At 59.3% G+C, this 15,516-nt stretch carries 12 protein-coding genes; 4 read left to right on the top strand and 8 right to left on the bottom strand.

Features of this window, described 5'->3' with window-relative positions; all coding sequences use genetic code 11:
* Positions 1-27: 27 nt before the first annotated feature.
* Entirely contained in the window at positions 28-2,724 is a 2,697-nt protein-coding gene (gene secA / locus RAK1035_RS06355; protein WP_008281295.1) for a preprotein translocase subunit SecA, read from the bottom strand.
* A gap of 192 nt (positions 2,725-2,916) precedes the next feature.
* Between secA and RAK1035_RS06350 the strand changes: the two genes are divergently transcribed.
* From RAK1035_RS06350 to mutT, 3 genes are read left to right on the top strand one after another with little or no spacing between them, the layout of a single operon-like run.
* Positions 2,917-3,768: a peptidylprolyl isomerase gene (locus RAK1035_RS06350; protein ID WP_008281294.1), complete on the top strand. Its 852-nt coding sequence runs from the start codon at positions 2,917-2,919 to the stop codon at positions 3,766-3,768.
* Positions 3,769-3,771: 3 nt separating this feature from the next.
* Positions 3,772-5,001, top strand: coding sequence for a bifunctional glutamate N-acetyltransferase/amino-acid acetyltransferase ArgJ (argJ, locus tag RAK1035_RS06345; RefSeq protein ID WP_008281293.1), 1,230 nt, complete (start codon positions 3,772-3,774; stop codon positions 4,999-5,001).
* The gene (gene mutT, locus RAK1035_RS06340; protein ID WP_008281292.1) at positions 4,998-5,396 is read left to right on the top strand and encodes an 8-oxo-dGTP diphosphatase MutT; all 399 of its coding nucleotides are present in this window, start codon (positions 4,998-5,000) and stop codon (positions 5,394-5,396) included. Before argJ ends, mutT begins: the two co-directional genes overlap by 4 nt.
* Positions 5,397-5,805: 409 nt before the next feature.
* Here the strand turns inward: mutT and infB are convergent, their stop codons facing one another.
* From infB to RAK1035_RS06315, 5 genes are all read right to left on the bottom strand, one after another.
* On the bottom strand, positions 5,806-8,310 hold the full coding sequence (infB, locus tag RAK1035_RS06335) for a translation initiation factor IF-2 (protein ID WP_037297845.1): 2,505 nt from the start codon (positions 8,308-8,310) through the stop codon (positions 5,806-5,808).
* A 6-nt stretch (positions 8,311-8,316) separates the two neighbouring features.
* A complete protein-coding gene (locus RAK1035_RS06330) occupies positions 8,317-8,940 on the bottom strand; it encodes an RNA-binding protein (RefSeq protein WP_008281290.1) in 624 nt (207 codons plus the stop codon).
* 23 nt (positions 8,941-8,963) lie between these two features.
* Positions 8,964-10,586, bottom strand: coding sequence for a transcription termination factor NusA (nusA, locus tag RAK1035_RS06325; protein WP_008281289.1), 1,623 nt, complete (start codon positions 10,584-10,586; stop codon positions 8,964-8,966).
* 4 nt (positions 10,587-10,590) lie between these two features.
* The gene (gene rimP, locus RAK1035_RS06320; RefSeq protein ID WP_008281288.1) at positions 10,591-11,166 is read right to left on the bottom strand and encodes a ribosome maturation factor RimP; all 576 of its coding nucleotides are present in this window, start codon (positions 11,164-11,166) and stop codon (positions 10,591-10,593) included.
* A 130-nt stretch (positions 11,167-11,296) separates the two neighbouring features.
* Positions 11,297-12,283: a P1 family peptidase gene (locus RAK1035_RS06315; RefSeq protein WP_008281287.1), complete on the bottom strand. Its 987-nt coding sequence runs from the start codon at positions 12,281-12,283 to the stop codon at positions 11,297-11,299.
* A gap of 156 nt (positions 12,284-12,439) precedes the next feature.
* On the opposite strand from RAK1035_RS06315, the gene RAK1035_RS06310 reads away from it, so the two are divergent.
* The gene (locus RAK1035_RS06310) at positions 12,440-13,648 is read left to right on the top strand and encodes an aminopeptidase P family protein (RefSeq protein ID WP_008281286.1); all 1,209 of its coding nucleotides are present in this window, start codon (positions 12,440-12,442) and stop codon (positions 13,646-13,648) included.
* A 21-nt stretch (positions 13,649-13,669) separates the two neighbouring features.
* Here RAK1035_RS06310 and RAK1035_RS06305 read toward each other — a convergent pair whose 3' ends face one another.
* Positions 13,670-14,083, bottom strand: coding sequence for a BLUF domain-containing protein (locus RAK1035_RS06305; protein WP_008281285.1), 414 nt, complete (start codon positions 14,081-14,083; stop codon positions 13,670-13,672).
* 301 nt (positions 14,084-14,384) lie between these two features.
* Positions 14,385-15,458, bottom strand: a complete 1,074-nt coding sequence (gene pheS, locus RAK1035_RS06300; protein ID WP_037297935.1) for a phenylalanine--tRNA ligase subunit alpha — start codon at positions 15,456-15,458, stop codon at positions 14,385-14,387.
* Positions 15,459-15,516: the final 58 nt, after the last annotated feature.

The following is a 15,516-nucleotide window of genomic DNA, read 5'->3' as shown; positions in this document are numbered from 1 at the left end:
GGAATGGGTGTCAATCGGGCGCTGGTGTCAGGCCAGACGCCCGTGGCAATGCTTGAATTTCTTGCCGGATCCACAAGGGCATGGATCGTTGCGCCCCGGATTGCCCCAAGTTGCAGGATCGTTTTCATCAAAACCGGGGGCTGCATTCTCATTCACTTCAGCTGGTTCGCTGGTGTCAGCAGCCGCCATCATCGCTGCGCGCTGCGCTGCCATTTCCTGCATCAGCTGCTGCTGCTCGGCCTCATTCATGGGGCGAATCTGAGCCAGTTTCTGCGTTACATCCATGCGCAGGCTATCGAGCATGTTTTCGAACAATTGGAACGCTTCATTTTTATATTCGTTGAGCGGGTCGCGCTGTGCATAGCCACGAAACCCAACGACGCTACGCAGATGCTCGAGCGTCAGCAAATGTTCGCGCCATTTTCCGTCGATGGTCTGCAACAGAATCTGCTTTTCAATCATTCGCATGGTATCGGGGCCGAATTGTGCTGCCTTGGCCGCCATCATCTCATCGGCGGCCTTGTCCAGCCGGGCGACAATATCCTCGTCGTCCACGCCGTCTTCTGCGGCCCAGTCGATAACCGGAAGGTCCATGTTGAGCTTTTCGATCACCGCCGCATAGAGACCTTGGGTGTCCCACTGATCGGCATAGGTCTTGGGCGGCATGTATTGATCGACCAGATCGTCGATCACCTCGCCGCGCATGTCCTTGATGATCTCACTCAGATCTTCGGCGCGCATGATGTCGAGACGCTGCTTGAAGATCACCTTGCGCTGCTCGTTCATCACATCGTCGAATTTCAGCAATTGCTTGCGGATGTCAAAGTTGCGCCCTTCGACCTTAGCTTGCGCGCGCTCCAGCGATTTGTTGACCCAAGGGTGAATGATCGCCTCGCCCTCTTTCATGCCTAGCGTTGCCAGCACCTTTTCCAGCCGTTCAGAACCGAAGATGCGCATAAGATCGTCTTCGAGACTGAGGAAGAAGGCGGATTTACCCGGATCGCCTTGACGGCCCGAGCGACCGCGCAGCTGATTGTCGATCCGACGACTCTCGTGTCGTTCGGTCGCCAGCACAAAGAGGCCACCTGCGGCCTTCACCGCCTCTTCATCGGCGGCATGTTCGGCCTCGATCCGTTTGCGAATTTCTTCGGGATCTGCTTCTGGATCGGCGGCGATGGCCTCCATAACTTTGAAGTCGACGTTGCCGCCCAATTTGATGTCGGTGCCGCGTCCGGCCATGTTGGTGGCGATGGTCACCGCGCCCAACCTGCCCGCATCGGCAACGATCTGCGCCTCTTTTTCATGCTGGCGCGCGTTGAGCACGTTATGAGCAATGCCCGCTTCGGTCAGCAGCTTGCTCAGCATTTCGGATTTTTCGATAGAGGTGGTGCCCACCAGCGTCGGCTGACCCTTTTCGCTCGCGGTGCGAATGGCCGAGGCAATCGCCTCGTATTTCTCGCGGGCGGTGCGATAGACGGCATCATCCTTGTCGATGCGCGCGATGGGCCTGTTGGTTGGCACCTCGACCACGCCAAGACCGTAGATTTCGCCAAATTCCTCGGCTTCTGTCAGGGCGGTGCCGGTCATACCCGACAGCCGGTCATAGAGGCGAAAGTAGTTCTGAAACGTCACAGAGGCCAGCGTCACATTCTCTGGCTGGATCGTGCAGCCCTCTTTGGCCTCAATCGCCTGATGCAAACCGTCCGACAGGCGCCGGCCCGCCATCATCCGGCCGGTAAATTCGTCGATCAACACCACATCGCCACCGCGCACGATATAGTCCTTGTCCTTGGTAAAGAGCTTGTGCGCCCGCAGACCCTGATTGACGTGATGCACGATGGTCGTGCTCTCAGGATCATAGAGAGATTGCCCCTCGGGCAGCACACCGCGTGTCACAAGCAGGTTTTCGAGAAACTCGTTACCCTCTTCCGTGAAAGTGACATTTCGGGTCTTTTCGTCTAGCTTATAGTGTTCGTCCTGCAATTCAGGGATCAGCGTATTGATCGACTGATAAAGACTGCTGCGGTCCTGACTTGGCCCAGAGATGATCAGGGGCGTGCGCGCCTCGTCGATCAGGATGCTATCCACCTCGTCGACCACCGCGAAGTTATGGCCACGCTGGTTCATATCCTCGAGCGACGATTTCATGTTGTCGCGCAGGTAATCGAACCCAAGCTCGTTATTCGTGGCGTAGGTCACATCAGCGGCATAGGCCGTCTTTTTCTCGGACTCGGGCTGTTGGGGATAGACCACACCCGTAGTCATTCCGAGCGCACCAAACACTTTGCCCATCCATTCGGCATCACGCTTGGCCAAGTAGTCATTGACGGTGACGATGTGCACGCCTTTGCCCGAGAGAGCGTTGAGATAAGCGGGGAATGTCGCAACGAGGGTTTTGCCTTCGCCTGTCTTCATCTCGGCGATATTGCCCTGATGCAGAAATATCCCCCCCATCAACTGTACGTCGAAGGCCCGAAGACCCAAGGCCCTGCGAGCCCCTTCGCGACAATTGGCAAAAGCCTCGGGCAAGAGGGCCTCTAGGCTTTCGCCCCCGGCGATCCGAGCCCGGAATTCGTTGGTCTTGTCGATGAGCGCCTGATCGCTCAGGCCTTGATACTCGGATTCAAGCGCATTGATCTTTGCGATCAACGGGCGCGTCGCCTTGATCTTGCGGTCATTCGGGGTGCCGAAGATCTTTTTGGCGACCGTTCCAATACCCAACATGTTTTATCCGTTCCGGTGTTTTGCCTATCCTTGGCAGGCAACCGCTTGCCCCTCTTGCCGCGTCCCCCTAAAACGGGGCGCAAGACGGCGGTTCTGCCTTGGTCTCAGGGCGATGTAAGGGCCAGCCGGTTGAGTGTCAACGCTGCGCACCCGCGCACCCCCGCTCTGCGGGCCCCACCAAAGGATGATTTCATGTACCGCCACTTGCTTTCGACCGCGGCCCTTGTCTCTGGCCTTGCCATTGGCGCTCAGGCCTTTGCGCAGGACACCCCAAGTGCCGAAACGGTGATGGCCACCGTTGGCGGCACCGATATTACCCTTGGGCATATGCTCGCGGTTCGCGCATCCCTGCCCGCGCAATATGATCAGGTGCCCCCAGAGGCTCTGTTCAAGGGCGTTCTGGATCAACTGATCCAGCAGGAATTGTTGAGCCAAGCGCATGAGGGCGATTTGTCTCGTGCGGCTGCACTACAACTCGAGAACGAGCGCCGCGCCGTTTTGGCCGCCGATGTGGCAGAGGAAGTTGTCAACGCCGACTTGACCGAAGAGCGCCTGCAAGCCGCCTATGACGCACAATATGCCGGGGCAGAGGACGAAACCGAATACAAGGCCGCGCATATTCTGGTCGAGACCGAAGAGGCCGCTCAAAACCTTGTGATCGAATTGGAGGGCGGGGCAAATTTCGCAGCGCTGGCGCAGGAGCATTCCATCGGCCCGTCCGGCCCGTCAGGCGGGGATTTGGGCTGGTTTGGTGATGGCGTGATGGTTCCAGAGTTCTTTGCCGCTGTGGCGGCCCTCGACGTGGGGGCTGTCTCTGCGCCAATCCAAACACAATTCGGTTGGCATGTTATCCAACTCAACGAGACGCGGATCAAGGAACGCCCGACGCTGGACGGGGTGCGCGACGAGCTGACCAACACCCTGCGGCAAGAGGCCTTTGATGCCTTTATCGCTGCACGCGAGGCGGCGACCGAAGTGATCCGGACCGACACGACCGCAATGGACCCTGTTGTCATCAACCAAACCGACCTGCTGGAGAACTGAGCCATGGGCGCCAAACCGCCGCTTTCCCCGCTTGCCCCGGAAGGCTTTCCCAAGCTGCCCGTGATCGGCGGCGTGAGCTTTGCCACAACAGAGGCCGGAGTGCGCTATCAAAACCGCACCGACGTGCTTTTGGTGAGCCTCGCGCCCGGCACGGCCGTGGCAGGGGCCTTTACACGCTCGGCCACCCGCTCGGCCGCAGTGCTCGATTGTCAGGACAAGATCGGGTGCGATCCGGTGGCCGGTGCAGCCATCGTGGTCAACTCGGGCAATGCCAACGCATTCACCGGGCGGCGGGGGGCTACCTCTGTGCAAGCCATCACCGAAGCGACGGCTAGTGCGCTGGGCATTCCAGCGAATCGCGTCTTTTCCTCCTCGACCGGGGTGATTGGTGAACCGCTGCCGCATGAGCGTATCATCGACAAGCTAGAGGATCTGGCCTCTGCCCTTTCGCCCCATGCGATTGAAACGGCTGCCCGTGCGATTATGACCACTGATACCTTTCCCAAAGGGGCCTCAGAGGTGGTGATGGTTGATGGGCAGGCAGTGCATATCGCGGGGATTGCCAAAGGGTCAGGCATGATCGCCCCGGATATGGCGACGATGCTTGTCTATATATTCACCGATGCTGCGATAGATCAGGACATCCTTCAGGATATGGTGAGCGCGCTGAATCGCACGACGTTCAACTGCATCACCGTGGATAGCGACACCTCAACCTCAGACACTCTGCTCGTGGCCGCCACCGGTGCCTCTGGCCTTCGGATGACCGAAAACAGCATGGGCTTTATGGAGGGGCTGCGCCGTGTCATGCTCGATCTGGCGCACCAGGTGGTTCGCGATGGCGAGGGGGCGACGAAATTTGTCGAAATCTCGGTCACTGGTGCCGCCTCGGATGCCGAGGCGCATATCCACGCCAAGGCGATTGCGAACTCACCGTTGATCAAGACAGCCATCGCCGGTGAAGACCCCAATTGGGGCCGTGTGGTGATGGCCATCGGTAAATCCGGGGCGCGGGCGGATCGTGACCTTTTGGCGATCTGGTTTGGCGATATGCAGGTGGCCAAAGACGGGTTTGTCAGCCCCAGTTATAACGAAGCCAGTGCCGCCGCCTATATGAAGCAACAGGAGATCGTGATTCATGTCGACCTGGGCCTAGGTGGTGGTACGGCACGGGTCTGGACCTGTGATCTGACCCATGGCTATATCGACATCAACGCGGATTACCGGTCTTGAAAACTGTTCTGGTTTCGGCGGTCGCCCTCATTGACGTGGACGGCCGCATTCTCTTGACCCAAAGACCGGAGGGGAAATCCATGGCCGGTCTGTGGGAACTTCCCGGCGGCAAGGTAGAGCCGGGCGAGACACCAGAGGCGGCGTTGATCCGCGAATTGGAAGAGGAGTTGGGCATCAACACCTGGGCCAGTTGTCTGGCCCCGTTGACCTTCGCCAGCCACTCCTATCCCGATTTTCACCTGCTGATGCCGCTCTTTGCCTGCCGCAAATGGGAGGGGATCGTGCAGGGGCGAGAGGGCCAAGCGCTCAAGTGGGTGCGCGCGGCAGACTTGCGATCCTACCCCATGCCCCCAGCCGATATTCCCCTGATTCCCATTCTGCGCGACTGGCTTTGAGCCTTTTGTCGGCTTTTGCGCCGCCTAAAAATTCCTCATGTCAATCGTTTTCACACGGATTTCTTGTGATATCGGGCGCGTCGCAAGAAAATTGAACGCCATGCGAAAAAGTTAGTATCTTTTTCACCATTTATGGAAATACTCAATCAATCTTCACAGCCTTGTTACATTCGGGGGGATGACATGCTGCGCACTGTTCAACTAGGGTCTTGTGTTTCCATTCAGGGTATTTTTGTGCGGCTTCTCAGCAATGGCTTGATGCAGGTCAGGGTAGGGAGCCGTCTTTATTCCGGTCGTCCAGTCGAACAGCGCACCGCCTGATTTCGCTTTATTCGATCTTCTCAACCTCAATCATGCAAAAGGGGCAGCCTAGCTGGCCGCCCCAATTATTTTGTCTCTGTCCTTTAGCTTAGGCCAGTGTCCGCGTCACTTCCTCGCGCTCGAAAATCTCGATCACGTCGTCAGGGCGGATATCGTCATAATTCTCAAAGGCCATACCGCATTCTTGACCGGATTGAACCTCGTTGACGTCATCCTTGAAGCGCTTAAGCGTCTTGAGCGTGCCCTCATGGACCACAACATCATCGCGCAAGAGACGCACACCGGCAGACCGCCGCGCGACACCCTCGGTCACAAGGCAACCTGCCACGCGACCAATGCCCGTAACCTTGAACACTTCCTTGATCTTGGCATAACCAATGAACTTCTCGCGAATTTCATTGCCCAACAGACCGCTCGCCGCCGCCTTCACGTCGTCAACCAGATCGTAGATGACCGAGTAATACCGGATCTCCACACCTTTCTGGTTGGCGGTGTTGCGCGCAGGCGCATTGGCGCGGACGTTAAAGCCGAAGACCGGCGCACCTGACGCTTCGGCCAAGCCAATGTCGGATTCGGTGATGGCACCCACACCAGAGTGCAACACGCGCACGCGCACTTCGTTGTTGCCGATCTTTTCCATCGCCTGAACGATAGCCTCGGCAGAGCCCTGCACATCCGCCTTGACGACGATTGGCAGTTCTTTGACGTTCTCGTCTTCCTTGGCCTTGGCCAAAAGCTGTTCGAGCGTGGTGCCAGCACCCACCGCCGCACGCTTTTCCTTAGAGGCGTTGGCGCGGTATTCGGCGATCTCGCGTGCTTGCGCTTCGGTCTCGACCACGTTCAGCACGTCACCGGCCTCGGGCGTGCCGTTGAGGCCAAGAACCTCGACCGGCACCGACGGGCCAGCTTCTTTGATCCGCTCGCCGCGATCATTGATCAGCGCGCGCACGCGGCCATATTGCTCGCCCACAACAAAGACATCGCCTTGGCGCAGCGTCCCTTTCTTGACCAGAACGGTGGCGACAGGGCCACGGCCCACATCAAGCTGCGCCTCGATCACAGCGCCTTCAGCGGCACGGTTGGGATTGGCCTTGAGTTCAAGGATCTCTGCCTGCAGCGCGATAGCTTCCAGCAGTTCATCCAGACCCTGCCCGGTCACAGCCGACACTTCGACATCCTGCACATCGCCTGACATCTGTTCGACGATCACCTCGTGTTGCAAGAGATCGGTGCGCACCTTTTGCGGGTTGGCCTCGTATTTGTCGATCTTGTTGATCGCCACGATCATCGGAACCTTGGCCGCCTTGGCATGGTTAATCGCCTCGATGGTCTGAGGCATGACTGCGTCATCAGCCGCAACAACCAGAACCACGATATCCGTCACTTGTGCGCCACGGGCGCGCATGCTGGTAAAGGCCGCGTGACCGGGCGTATCAAGGAATGTGAGCAATGCACCGCTGTCGGTCTTGACTTGATAAGCACCGATATGCTGTGTGATGCCTCCAGCCTCGCCAGCCACAACCTTGGCATCGCGGATCGCATCCAGAAGCGAAGTCTTGCCGTGGTCGACATGGCCCATGATGGTGATCACAGGCGGCCGCGAGGCGAGATCCTCGGGCTTGTCATCGACTTGATCAATCACATCTTCGACATCCGAGTCGCTCACGCGAACCACGCGGTGCCCGAATTCCTCGATGATAAGTTCGGCGGTGTCGGCATCAATCGACTGGTTCTGCGTGACCATCATGCCATTCTGCATCAACGCTTTGACAATATCACCGACACGCTCGGCCATGCGGTTGGCCAATTCCGATACGACAATGGTCTCAGGTAGTTGCACGTCACGCACGATCTTTTCACGCTCTTGCAAGCCGCCCATTGCCTTTTGGCGGGCGCGTTCTTGCTTGCGCTTCATCGCAGCCATAGATTTCGGGCGCCCACCTTCGCCCCCGGCCAGTGCTTGATTGAGCGTGAGCTTGCCCGCGCGGCGGGCATCTTCGCCACCACGCGCCTTGCCACGACGCGAAACCTGATCGTCTTCTTCGCGCTTGCGCGCGACAGGGGCTGCCTTGGAAGCCGGCGCACGAGTGGGCGCGGCTACGGGCGCAGCATCCGGCTCTGCCGCCGAAGCCGCAGCCTTGAGCGCAGCTTGTTCGGTGGCGCGCTTCTGGCGCTCCTCTTCCTCTAGTTTGGCACGCGCCTTTTCCTCGGCTTCGCGTTGTTCGCGTTCCTTGGCCTCAGCCTCTTCGCGACGGCGATTGCGCTCCTCTTCGCGGGCCTTTTCATCCGCCTCGCGTTGGGCTGCATCATCGGCTTCGCGCGCTCTGGCTGCGGCGAGCGCCTTCATCCGGCGCTCCAGCTCTGCATCAGAAATACCTGCCGGACGCTTGGACGCCGCTGTGATACCCGAAGACGTTCCAGAGCCCGCAGCCCCGGTGGCCGCCGCCGCAGGTTTTGGCACGACGACACGCTTGCGCTTGGTTTCCACCACGACGTTCTTGGTTCTGCCATGGCTAAAGCTCTGCTTCACGTTCCCCGGCCGGGAACCTGCGCCACGCACCCCCAAAGGTTTCTTTCCGTCGTTGTCGCTCATAGTCTTCTACTTTCCTTTCCGGCGCGCTGTCTCGCCGTCCGAGACGCGCAGACCTTTCAGTCTTGCCGCCTCCTCTACAACACGTTGCAACAAACCTCCAGCACCCAGTGCCGCGTGAATTGTGGTTTGTCGGCCAAAGGCCTGGCCCAGCTCGTCCGCCGTAAGCCAGCCAATGAAAGAGCCGCCATAGGGCGTGCTCAGTTTAGATTTTCCGCGCTCAGAGCCATCGCTGGCCTGAATGAGAACACGCGCATCCTCGCGCATGAGCATGTCCTTGACCTTTTCATAGCCCGACACGGCGCGCCCACCTTTTCGGGCAAGGCTGATGAGGTCGATCACCCGCCGCACCAAAAGCGCCTCGACCTGGTCAACCAACCCCTCAGGCACTTGGACAGTCTGCTTGGCTGCACGCGCAAAAAGCCCCTTATTTGCAGCCTTTTCAAGGGCAGCGCGATCCGCCGCGACCCAGATACCACGCCCCGGTAGCTTTTCAGCCAGATCCGGCGCAATCTGGCCTTCGGGGCCGATCACAAAGCGAATAAGCCCATGCTTCGGCTGCACCTCACCCGTGGCGATGCATTTACGCTCGGGACCGTCACTCCGGTCTTTGGGTTCACCACCGCGCCCCATGATGTGCTCCAAGGCCTGAGCGATCAGGCCTCGGCCTCCTCGTCATCATCGCCGTCGATATCGGCCTCGTCAGCATCGGCCTCAAGTTCGGTCGGGTCGACCCAGCCCAGCATCACGCGGGCAGTCATGACCATATTCTGCGCCTCTTCGAGCGAGACGTCAAATTTCTCCAGAATACCTTCGTCTTTGACGCGCTCGCCCTTGACTGTGGTCCATCCACCGGCAAGCTCCCAATCGGCGCAGGTGGCGAAATCCTCAAGCGATTTCACATCATCTTCGGCCAATGCCAGCACCATCTGCGGGGTCAGACCCTCAAAGGCGATCAGGCTATCCTCGACACCCAATTCGCGGGCCTTGTCCAGAGCGGCCTTGGCCTGAGCCTCGATCATGTCGCGGGCACGCGCCTGAAGTTCTGCGGCTGTATCCTCGTCAACCCCGTCGATCACGAGCAATTCATCGACATCGACATAGGCCACTTCTTCGAGGTTGGTGAAGCCTTCGGAAACCAGCAATTGCGCAAAGAATTCATCCAGATCAAGCGCATCAACAAAGAGCTTGGTGCGCTCTTCGAATTCCTTCTGGCGGCGCTCGCTATCCTCGGCCTCGGTCATGATGTCGATATCCAGCCCGGTCAACTGGCTGGCCAGTCGCACGTTCTGACCACGACGGCCAATGGCAAGGCTCAACTGTTCTTCTGGAACCACGACTTCGATACGCTGCGCATCCTCGTCGATCACCACCTTGCTGACCTCGGCAGGCTGGAGCGCGTTCACCAGGAAGGTCGCTTGATCTTCGTTCCACGGGATGATGTCGATCTTTTCACCCTGCAACTCGTTCACAACCGCCTGAACCCGGCTGCCGCGCATACCAACGCAGGCACCGACGGGATCAATCGAATTGTCATAGCTGATCACGGCGATCTTGGCCCGGCTGCCCGGATCGCGCGCCACGGCCTTGATCTCGATGATGCCGTCATAGATTTCGGGCACTTCCATCTTGAACAGCTCTGCCATGAACTGCGGATCGGTGCGGCTCAGGAAAATCTGCGGTCCGCGCTGTTCGCGGCGCACATCCTTGATGTAGCAGCGCACGCGATCATTGGGCCGATAGGCTTCGCGCCCGATCTTTTCATTGCGGCGCAGAATCGCTTCGCCACGGCCCACGTCGACGATGACGTTGCCATATTCCTCGCGCTTGACCACACCGTTGATAATGGTGCCCAAGCGATCCTTGAATTCCTCGAACTGCCGATCCCGCTCGGCCTCGCGCACTTTTTGCAGAATGACCTGCTTGGCGCTCTGCGCGGCGATCCGGCCCATTTCGACGGGCGGCACTTCTTCGACATAGGTGTCACCGACCTTGGGGTCGTCGAGATACTGCTTGGCTTGCGCGACGGTCATCTCTGCCTGATAGTTCTCGACCGCCTCATCCTCGACAACAGTACGGACACGGGTAAATTTGGCGCGCCCGGTCTTGCGGTCGATATTCACGCGAATATCCATCTCGCTGCCGTACCTGCTCTTGGCAGCACGGGCGAGGCTTTCTTCCATCGCTTCGACCACCAGTGCTGGGTCGATCATCTTTTCGCGCGCGACCGCTTCTGCGGTCTGCAACAGCTCCAGCTGGTTGGCGGATGTGATTGCCATGGTGTCAGTCCTCCTCAGAACCGTTCTCGGTTTCGATCTCGTCAAATTGCTCTTCGTTGATCACGCCCGCCGCTTTGCGCTGCCGCAGCATTTCCTTGATCAACTCATCCGTCAGAACCAGCTTGGCATCAGAGAGCCAGTCGAATTCCAGCCCGATCGTGCCTTCCTCGACATTGATCAGCACTTCGCTGCCTTCAACACCCGCAAGAACGCCCTTGAAGCGACGGCGTCCGTCGATCAGCTCGGTGGTCTCGATTTTGGCCTCATAGCCCTCGAACATCTCGAAATCCTTGAGACGGGTCAAAGGCCGGTCAATGCCGGGGCTTGATACTTCGAGCGTATACGCCTCGACCAATGGATCCTCGACATCCAGTACAGCGCTGACCGCTGTGCTGATCGCGGCGCAATCATCCACCTCGATCCCGCCTTCGGGTTTGTCCGCCATGATCTGAAGCGTGTGATATTGCCCGCCCATAAGCCGGACGCGCACCAATTCGTAGCCCAGATCCTCGATCACGGGTGTAATGATCTCGGCCAGTCTGCGATCAATCGCTGCCTTTGCAATCAAGTCGTTCGTCATGGTTCCCAAGCACAAAAAAACGGGCGCGCGGCCCGTTACACTCTCCGGTGGTGCATTCGAGTGGACCCGAAAGCGCCGCTGTTGAGGGGCATATACGCCCCTCGCCCTGAGTCTGCAAGAGGATTCCACCTTAGCCGAATCTGTCTTGCCACGCGGGCAGAGTATCGTCCGCGACGGACCGCGCTGCGTGCACGCCGCGTGCAATAGCCCGCGCCATCACGCAAGCGGCTGCGTGGCCAAGCATCACCTGTGCCGCGAGATCAGGCGGGGGATGCGCGCCTGTGGCCAAGGCAAAGATGGCGTCACCATCCATAAGCGTATGCGACGGCACAAGCGCCCGCGCAAAGCCGTCGTGCGCCGCCACCGCCAATCGGGTGCATTGTGCCTGGGTTAGCGCCGCGTCGGTTGCGATGATCCCAATCGTGGTATTGCCGTGCTGCGCCATCTTGGTCGGAGCCTGCAGAGGATCGGGATAGGCCCGCGCCACGCCGCGCCCACCAAATTCTGCCCCCCTCTCGAACGGGGCCGCCCAAAACTCGGGCCCGTCCCCCACCGTGGCGGACCCAAGCGCATTTACCGCAACCAAGGCCCCCACCGTCACGCCAGAGGGCAAAACAACCGAGGCGGAACCTAGCCCTCCACGCAGGTTTGCCGTGGTCGCCCCGGTTCCGGCCCCCGTGCTGCCGATCGCGAAATCCTCAGACCTGCCCGCCAATGCCTTTCGGCCCAGACCCTTGTAGGGATTCTCACGCCATGCCTTGTCGCCACCGTTCAGCAGATCGAAAAGAATCGCCCCCGGAACGATGGGCACCCGCACATCGCCCACGGCAAACCCGCGCCCTTCATCGCGCAGCCCGTCCGCCACACCCGACGCAGCATCAAGCCCAAAGGCCGAGCCACCCGACAGAACCAAAGCATCGACCTGCTCAACGACCCGGTCGGGGCTAAGAAGATCCGTCTCGCGCGTGCCCGGCGCACCGCCCATCACATGCACACCTGCGGTAAAGGGCGCATCGCCCACCAGCACTGTCACACCCGAGCGGAGCCGCATGTCCTGCGCATTGCCCACGCACAACCCGGGCACATCGGTGATCAGATTTCGTGCGCCGATTTTCATTCCCATGCCGCAATCCCTATATCCCTGTCGCAAACCCGCTTGCCAGACCCGAGCTAATCGGCAAAAACGCCATAGGCCCGGGCGATGGCGTCGCCCCAAAATGGCCTTTCCCCACAGTCCTGAACGCCGGGACCTTCTTTTGCAAGGAGGGTCACTATGACTGCACGTCCTGAATTCTATCGTTTCCACAATGGCGAAAAGGCACCGCTGGCCTTTGCCACATCTGAATATGAGGCCCGGATCAAGGGGCTGCGCGCGCTCATGGCCGAGCATGGCACGGCAGCGGTTGTTCTCACATCCATGCACAACATCGCCTATTACTCGGGCTTTCTCTACTGCTCGTTCGGCCGCCCTTATGGTCTTGTCGTCACCGACACCGATTGTGTGACCATCTCGGCGGGGATTGACGCCGGTCAGCCGTGGCGTCGCTGTTTCTGTGACAACATCACCTATACCGACTGGCAGCGCGACAATTACTGGCGCGCAATCCTGTCGGTCACGGGCGAAGGGCGTGTCGTGGGCTATGAGGGTGACCACCTGACGCTGCTGCAACGCGACAAACTGGAAACTTTCCTAAAGCCTGCTGCGATGGTCGATCTTGCCCCTGCGACGATGCGCCAACGCATGCGTAAATCGGCGGCAGAGATTACCCTCATCCGGTCCTGCGCGCAGGTGGCGGACGTGGGCGGCTATGCCATCCGCGATGCGGTTCAGATTGGCACCCGCGAGATTGACGTGGCCATGGCAGGCCGCGATGCGATGGAAGCTGAGATTGCCAAACGCTTCCCGGATGCAGAGTATCGCGACACTTGGGTGTGGTTCCAATCGGGCCTCAACACGGACGGGGCGCATAACCCTGTGACTGCCCGCGCGATTGAACGCGGCGATATCCTGTCACTCAACACCTTTCCGATGGTGTCAGGCTATTACGTGGCGCTGGAACGCACCATGTTTGCCGGCGAAGTAGACGACGCCAGCCTGAAAATCTGGGAGGCCAACGTCGCCGCCCATGAATATGGCATGTCTCTGCTGAAACCCGGCGTCAGCTGCGCCGAGGTCACGCACAAGATCAACACCTTCTTTGAAGAGCGCCAATTGCTGCAATATCGCACCTTTGGCTATGGCCACAGCTTTGGCATCCTCAGCCATTATTATGGCCGCGAGGCAGGTCTGGAACTGCGCGAGGATATCGACACGGTGCTCGAGCCGGGCATGGTCATCTCGATGGAGCCGATGCTGACGCTGGCGGCGGATCAACCCGGTGCCGGGGGCTACCGCGAGCATGATATTCTGGTCATTACCGAAGACGGGAATGAGAATATCACTGGCTATCCTTATGGACCCGGTTTCAACGTGGTTGGCTGAATCAATGACTGCGGCGGGGGATCACCCCGCCGTATCACACCGCGATGCGGCCAGCCGCTGAAAGAACTTTAGCGCCTCCTGCCCAGCCGAAAACCGCTCCAACGCGCCGCCGCGCACTTCGGCGATGCTCCAGACCCAGCTTTGCGCCGGATCGTCCAGCATCGACCATTTGGGAAACATCCGCTCTTGCACTTCGCGGTGCATCAGGCGCACCGGATTGACATGCCGGTCATCCTGAATGATCCGATCATAGGTCGCCTCGACCTTGGGCTTCGGACCTTCCAAAAGTTGAAGATACATATCGCCGCGCACAATCAACGCACCGGTAATGTCGTCACGGGCGTTGTAGCGCCGCGCATCCAGCAGGATACCCGCCAGCATCGCCGGGTCAAAGCCAAAAGGCTGAGAGGCGTAGATCAACTGGGTCAGCGGCATGTCATGGCTCCTAAAGCCGAAAAGATATACGACGCAGACTGCGCCGTCGACGGGGTCTTCACACATCCAGTCAACATGCGCCATTCCCGTGCCAGAAGCGATAGGCAGGCGCACAACCATGGATTATTTGCAGCACTCTACATGCCACCCAGATACGTATCCTATTGTCCCGTATCAACCCACCCACAGGTATACGCGATACGTTAGAATAGCGTTAAACGTCGATATTCATAGCAAGGAATCGCTTGGCCAGGGGCCTGCGCGATCCTTCCGCTCTGCTTAGCGCTATGGGTCTGCCCCCCTACCGCGACAACCCGCCATGCAGCGTCGGCTGATCAAGGCTCGCAAACCCGTAATGCCGCAGCCAGCGTAAATCAGAATCAAAGAACGCCCGCAGATCAGGAATCCCGTATTTCAGCATCGCGATCCGGTCGATCCCCATGCCAAAGGCAAATCCCTGCCACTCATTCGGGTCAATATTCCCCGCCTGCAACACCTTGGGATGGACCATTCCGGACCCGAGAATTTCAAGCCAGTCATTGCCCTCGCCCACCTTGAGCGTGCCACCTTCCCAAGAACAGCGGATATCCACCTCGGCCGATGGCTCGGTGAAGGGGAAATGCGACGCGCGAAAACGCAGATCGACATTGTCCACCTCAAAGAACGCTTTGACGAACTCTTCCAGCACCCATTTGAGGTTGGCCATGGAAATGGCACGGTCAATCGCCAGACCTTCGACCTGATGGAACATGGGTGTATGGGTCTGATCGTAATCGGCACGATAGACGCGGCCCGGCGCAATGATCCGAATGGGCGCGCCATTGGCCTGCATGCTACGGATCTGCACCGGGCTGGTGTGGGTGCGCAGGACATGCGGCGGCCGTTCGTCCCCGTCCGCACGATGCGTATAAAACGTATCCATTTCGGCACGTGCCGGGTGATGGCCGGGAATGTTCAGTGCGTCGAAATTGAACCAGTCGGATTCTATTTGCGGGCCTTCGGCCACGGCAAAGCCCATGTCGGCAAAGATTGCGGTGACTTCCTCTGTCACTTGGCTGACCGGGTGGATCGTGCCTGCCCTGCGCCCGCGCGCAGGCAGCGTCACATCCAGCCACTCGCCCCGCAAGCGTTCATCCAGCGCGGCATCGCCCAAGGCTTGTTTCTTGGCGGCAAGTGCGCTTGTGATCTCGTCTTTCAGCGCATTGAGGCGTGGTCCGGCCTCTTGCCGCTCTTCCGGGCTCATCCGACCCAATTCGCGCATCGCAAGGCTGATTTCGCCCTTCTTGCCAACGGCCTGCACACGCAGATCCTCAAGCGTGGTCTCGTCGCCCGCATGGGCAATCGCCGTCAGATATTTTTCCCGCAGATCACTCATCGCTTCCATCCCGCTGGTCTCTCCGGCGAGTTACCGCGCATCGGCGCGGCGTGCAAGC

The organism is Roseovarius sp. AK1035, assembly GCF_003288315.1.
GTDB classification, from domain to species: domain Bacteria; phylum Pseudomonadota; class Alphaproteobacteria; order Rhodobacterales; family Rhodobacteraceae; genus Roseovarius; species Roseovarius mucosus_A.
This window is presented reverse-complemented; position numbering and strand designations above follow the sequence as displayed.

What these genes read in the sequence shown, in the direction of transcription:
- secA (WP_008281295.1), bottom strand. Translation starts at nt 2,724, where the DNA reads ATGTTGGGTATTGGAACGGTCGCCAAAAAGATCTTCGGCACCCCGAAT.
- RAK1035_RS06350 (WP_008281294.1), top strand. Translation starts at nt 2,917, where the DNA reads ATGTACCGCCACTTGCTTTCGACCGCGGCCCTTGTCTCTGGCCTTGCC.
- argJ (WP_008281293.1), top strand. Translation starts at nt 3,772, where the DNA reads ATGGGCGCCAAACCGCCGCTTTCCCCGCTTGCCCCGGAAGGCTTTCCC.
- infB (WP_037297845.1), bottom strand. Translation starts at nt 8,310, where the DNA reads ATGAGCGACAACGACGGAAAGAAACCTTTGGGGGTGCGTGGCGCAGGT.
- RAK1035_RS06330 (WP_008281290.1), bottom strand. Translation starts at nt 8,940, where the DNA reads ATGGGGCGCGGTGGTGAACCCAAAGACCGGAGTGACGGTCCCGAGCGT.
- nusA (WP_008281289.1), bottom strand. Translation starts at nt 10,586, where the DNA reads ATGGCAATCACATCCGCCAACCAGCTGGAGCTGTTGCAGACCGCAGAA.
- rimP (WP_008281288.1), bottom strand. Translation starts at nt 11,166, where the DNA reads ATGACGAACGACTTGATTGCAAAGGCAGCGATTGATCGCAGACTGGCC.
- RAK1035_RS06315 (WP_008281287.1), bottom strand. Translation starts at nt 12,283, where the DNA reads ATGAAAATCGGCGCACGAAATCTGATCACCGATGTGCCCGGGTTGTGC.
- RAK1035_RS06310 (WP_008281286.1), top strand. Translation starts at nt 12,440, where the DNA reads ATGACTGCACGTCCTGAATTCTATCGTTTCCACAATGGCGAAAAGGCA.
- RAK1035_RS06305 (WP_008281285.1), bottom strand. Translation starts at nt 14,083, where the DNA reads ATGCCGCTGACCCAGTTGATCTACGCCTCTCAGCCTTTTGGCTTTGAC.
- pheS (WP_037297935.1), bottom strand. Translation starts at nt 15,458, where the DNA reads ATGAGTGATCTGCGGGAAAAATATCTGACGGCGATTGCCCATGCGGGC.